This is a genomic window from Sulfurovum sp. bin170 (assembly GCF_010892395.1).
GTDB lineage: Bacteria > Campylobacterota > Campylobacteria > Campylobacterales > Sulfurovaceae > UBA1140.
In genome coordinates this window covers 1-3509 of the sequence record NZ_JAACKB010000152.1, presented here as the reverse complement: position 1 = coordinate 3509, position 3509 = coordinate 1, and the positions used below count along the sequence as shown (strand labels likewise).

Genomic DNA, 3509 nt, shown 5'->3' with positions numbered 1-3509 from the left:
TTTCTATTTCATCTATTAAAACAATTCCTTCAATATCCAAACTTCTTGATTTAGTAGTTTCTATTTTTAGTAAAAGCTCTGTTATTATATCTATAACAGAAGAGTATCCATCAGACAGACCATGAAAGTCAAAAACTTCTCTATTCTCTTTTTCTATTATAAAATTATAACTCATTATATTTCTTCTATCAAACTTTAGTAACAATGAATCATCACTATAAATTTCTCTTAAAATATTTTCAAATTTCTTAAACCATTCATCTATCTCTTCAACTATTTTTACTTCGTTATCATCTCTCGCAAATGAGCGTTCAGCTTTTAAATTTACTATATATTGTAAAAAATCACTATTAAGCCGTTGTGTTTTCTCTTTTGATAGATGTACTTTTTGAATACCTTTAGATTTAGAGGGAAAAAAGCCTCTTTTGGCAGGGAAAAAAGAGTATATAAAATTTTCATCTTCTATATTTAAAGTATCTTGATTAAATTGCAAGTAAATATTTGAAATATTTCCTAACCCTTGTCTCAATCTTCTAGGAGTATAAATATCAATAAAAAATTTATCCAACTCCTCCAAAACCGAAGTCTTCCCACACCCATTCTTTCCAGTCAAAATCAGATGCTTCTTCTCATTACCCAATTTAATATCTATATTCTCTAAATGTCTAACTTTGCCTATTTTAATCTCTGTAATAAAATTGCTCATAATTCCCTTCCTATTGTCGGGTAGAGGGCAACCCGACCTACATAAATGTTATAATGAAACCTCTATTAAATCCTGCCAAATCTTTATAAAACTTATAAGATTCTACCCCAATCTCACCAAAAAATTTCTCCATTGGCTCTTTCTGGTCATAACCCATTTCACACGCTAAGTATTTGATATTTCTCGATTGAACATCCAAAACTATCTGCTTCAAAAGTTCATCACCAACCACACCACCAAAGAGTGCCTCTTTTGGTTCATACTCACCCACATTTTTTTCTAACCTAAAATCATTAGCAATATAGGGTGGATTGCTCACTACAAGTTCTATAAGAGTTTTTACCTCATCTAGTATATTAGACTTTATCACCTTAACTCTATCTTCCAACTTAAATGATTTTATATTTCGAGTCGCTACTTTAATAGGCGTATCACAAATATCCGTAGCAACAATATTCAAATCAGAAAATTTTCTAGCTAAAACTATAGAGATAGCACCTGAACCGACACCAATTTCAGCAATAGAATTTATCTTCTCTCTATCAATAATTTCAGCAACCAAATCAATAAGTATTTCTGTTTCAGGTCGAGGAATCAAAACCCCTTGCACTACTCTCAGTTCAATATCATAAAAACTAGCCTCTCCTACAATATACTCATAGGGTTCATGATTTGCTCGCCTATTTACTAACTTCTGAAACTCTTCTATATTTTCCACTTCTCTATCATCAAAAGCATGTAGATAAGTTCTATCTTTTTGCAGATAATGAGCTAAAAGAAGTTCAGCTTCAAATCTTGGGCGTTCACAGCTCGGTTTTAGTTTTTCGTCTGCCCAAATAAGTATCTCTTGTATTGTCACCTATACTCCATCTTGATATTTCACAATACCAATAACAACTATCTGATTATTAGACTTATCTACAAAATATGGAATTACATAACCCAAAAAAATCATATCTCTAATCTGTTCACTCTTAAAATGGATAGATTTTCTATATTTATAGGGAAAATTATCTAAAGATTTTACTTTGCTCTCTAACTCTTGTTTAAATTTTCTTGCACGAAATGGAGAATCCAATGCAATAAATCGGACAATAACTTTAAGTTGAACTAAATATTTATCACTTTTTACTATTTTCATGCTCTATCTTATCTATCATTTCATCAATCTCATCCATACCCTCATGATAAGGTGTCAATCTCTCTTTGCCGCTCACAATATCAGCATAAATCTCTTGAAACATCTTTTGATTCTCTCTAAAATCCAAACTACCATAAAGCTCTCTATGTTCCTTCTCCTCTAGTGCCAATTTCATTTTCTCATAATCATCTTTGGAAACAAGTACTGCCTCTACATAATTATTTTTTAGAATCGCTAATTTCTCAACTGTATTCGACTTTATCTGAGCAAGATAAGAGCCAAATTTTTTAGCAAAATCTGATGAGGAAATTAGTTCATTTGAAGCATATGCTACCATTATTTATATCCTTTATTATATTTTCCGTAATATCTTACACAAAGTATAGCATAAACTTACTTTTTATCCAAACCAGAAAATATCCCACTCTTCTCAAGAGGTCGAATCAAATCATTAACAGCATCCCCCTCATACCCAAGCTCTTTGAGCCTTTCCAACACAGGAGGATGAGTATAATAGAAAAATACAACCAAGGGATGTGATTTAGGAAACGCTTTGTTTTCATCAACCAATTTAACTAAAGCAGTCACCAAGTTTCTTTTGCCACCAAGTTCACTTCCAAACTTATCAGCCTCATACTCATTATGTCGGCTTACAAAACTCATAACAGGTGTAAAAACAAAAGATATAAGAGCCAAAAGCAACATCATCATCGCTATTTGGGCTCCTGCGTATGGCTCTAATCCCATCTCGTAGAATAGGTCTACTGGAAGATTACCAAGCAGAGCAAAAGCAGAGAAGAGTAGTAGCCCCATCATACCGATATTTTTCCAAATATCACCATGAGAGAAGTGACCAAGTTCATGACCCAAAACAGCCAAAAGTTCCTTGTTTGTGAGCTTCTCTATCAGGGTATCGAACAGCACTACTCGTTTTGTTTTTCCAAGACCACCAAAATAGGCATTGAGTCTGCTATCTCGTTTACTTGCATCCATCACAAAGATACCGTCACTCTTTAGACCCTCTTTTACCATCATATCTTCAATAGCTGTTCGCAATTCACCCTCCTCTAGTGGAGAGAATTTGTTAAATATAGGTGCAATAATCGTCGGATAGATGACATTGATAAGAACTGCAAGAGTAAATAGCATCACAAATCCCCATATCCACCAGTTCTCAAAACTACTTACTATCCAAACCAAAAGATAAAATACCGCCCCACCTATAACTACGGTCATAGCGATAGATTTAGCTTGGTCTATTAGATATAACTTTGGGGTTGTTTTTGTAAATCCATACTCTTTGTCTATCTTGAAAGTCTGATAAAGCTCAAATGGTAGACCGATAATAAAACCAACAGCCAAAAATCCAAATAGAAAAATTACTGCATCTACAATACTATTAGTCGTCTCTAAAGTTATAGCCAACCAAGCAAAACCAATAGTAACCCACCAGACAAACATGCCGTAGTCAACCAGTGTCGAGAGCAGACCAACTCGCTCTTTTTTGATAGCATACTCACCTGCTATTCTGTACTTCTCTTCACTCATCAAGACTGCTTCACCACTCTTCTCTTTGGCTATATAACCTATCTGCATTACTGATATATATATTCTTATTAGCGTGTATATAGTATATAGTACCATTATGATTTCTAACATCTG

At 33.5% G+C, this 3509-nt stretch carries 5 protein-coding genes; all 5 read right to left on the bottom strand.

All coding sequences use genetic code 11. The features are described 5' to 3' along the window. On the bottom strand, positions 1-706 hold a 706-nt coding region (locus GSY74_RS03630), incomplete at its 3' end, for an AAA family ATPase (protein WP_164663746.1). Between the two features lie 37 nt (positions 707-743). Continuing rightward, positions 744-1565, bottom strand: a complete 822-nt coding sequence (gene prmC, locus GSY74_RS03625) for a peptide chain release factor N(5)-glutamine methyltransferase (protein WP_164663745.1) — start codon at positions 1563-1565, stop codon at positions 744-746. After that, positions 1566-1847 carry a type II toxin-antitoxin system RelE/ParE family toxin gene (locus GSY74_RS03620; protein ID WP_164663744.1) on the bottom strand — a complete coding sequence of 94 codons (282 nt, stop codon included), beginning with the start codon at positions 1845-1847 and terminating at the stop codon, positions 1566-1568. Beyond that, positions 1828-2184 (bottom strand): type II toxin-antitoxin system Phd/YefM family antitoxin, encoded by a 357-nt coding sequence (locus tag GSY74_RS03615; protein ID WP_164663743.1) that lies wholly within the window; start codon positions 2182-2184, stop codon positions 1828-1830. Before GSY74_RS03615 ends, GSY74_RS03620 begins: the two co-directional genes overlap by 20 nt. A 56-nt stretch (positions 2185-2240) precedes the next feature. Next, a partial coding sequence (locus GSY74_RS03610; protein ID WP_370518765.1) for a M48 family metallopeptidase occupies positions 2241-3509 on the bottom strand: 1269 nt, incomplete at its 5' end.